This window comes from Candidatus Chloroploca asiatica (genome assembly GCF_002532075.1).
GTDB classification, from domain to species: domain Bacteria; phylum Chloroflexota; class Chloroflexia; order Chloroflexales; family Chloroflexaceae; genus Chloroploca; species Chloroploca asiatica.
This window is the reverse complement of the sequence record NZ_LYXE01000035.1, coordinates 1-1,214: the sequence shown is the minus strand read 5'-3', so window position 1 is coordinate 1,214 and position 1,214 is coordinate 1. Positions and strand designations below refer to the sequence as shown.

The 1,214-nt window shown below is 69.0% G+C and carries 2 protein-coding genes; one reads left to right on the top strand and one right to left on the bottom strand.

What is annotated here, in order from left to right:
- The coding region (locus tag A9Q02_RS24560) for a hypothetical protein (RefSeq protein ID WP_216361432.1) at nt 1-219 on the bottom strand (219 nt) is incomplete at its 3' end.
- A 6-nt stretch (nt 220-225) separates the two neighbouring features.
- Here A9Q02_RS24560 and A9Q02_RS02995 point away from each other — a divergent pair.
- Nucleotides 226-1,214, top strand: a 989-nt coding sequence (locus tag A9Q02_RS02995) for a hypothetical protein (protein ID WP_216361431.1), incomplete at its 3' end; no start/stop codon positions are given.

Sequence of the window (1,214 nt, the reverse complement as noted above, 5' to 3'; positions counted from 1 at the left end):
ACCCCGCTCTGGCATTTCGACGGCGTCTTCTGCCCCGATTGTGGGCGGCGGGCGCGCACCCGGGATGGCATGCCCCACACCCGTGACTCGCTCCGGCGGGCGGGGATGGTCGCTTGTCCGTTCTGTGGGGGCACGCTCGGCCAGCTTGATCGCACGCAGGATAATGTCGGCGACCGCGACCTGCCCATCTTCACCGACCCAGCCTTCCTGCACGGCCACGCGACCATGCTCGTCGCGGGCGAACCGCGCCGGGTCATTCCCTGGGGCCAGCGGCCGACCTCCAATCCGCGCATTGCGCTCGGGGATTTCATCGTGACCCGCGGCTACGCTCGCCGCACCGACCTGACCATCACCGACGAGTTCCACGGCATGAAGGGGCTCACCTCGGCGCGGGGCCGCATCTGGGGCCGCCTGATCACCCACGCGCACCGCTCGCTCGGCCTGACCGGCAGTCCCTACGGCGGCAAAGCCAGCACGGCCTACTGGCTGCTCCAACGCATGGCGAATCCCTTCGTCCGGGCCGCGTTCGCCTGGAAGGAGGAAAAAGAGTTCGTCGAGCGGCTGGGCATCATCGACACGATCACCTCGCAGGTGGTGGAGGAGGACGCCCAGGCCTTCAGTGGCAAAGCCGGACGCGTCACGGTGCGCGTCGAGGAGCGCAACGGCATCACGGCGGAACTGGCGGCGATTATGCAGAGCCAGTTCCTCTTCATCCTGTTGCGCCAGATGGGCTTTCTGCTGCCGGACTACCACGAGGGCGTGGTCTTCTTTGATCTGCCCGCGGAGCTCGCCACGGCATATGCCACCCTGGTGCAGCGCGGCAAGGCCATCATCACCGCCCCAGGGGGCAACGACGCGCTCAGCAGCTATCTCCAGGCCACCCTGACCTACCCGATGGCCCCCTGGAAGCCGGTCACGGTGCAGAGCAACCACACCGGCGACGCCTACCGCCCCCCCGCGCTGCCCGCCGCGACCATCCTGCCTCACCACCGCTGGCTGGCGGAGCATGCCGCGACGCAGGCTCGTGCCGGGCGCGGCATGCTCGTCTTTGCGGAGCATACCAATCGCCTCGACATCCTGGCCGACCTGCAGGCGAAGATCCAGGATCTGGCGCTCGCCGCGCATGGCACCCCGGTGAAGGTCGCCATCCTGCGCAGCACCACGGTCAAACCGGGGGCGCGGGGGGCCTGGTTCGCCGCCCGCGCGCAGGATGG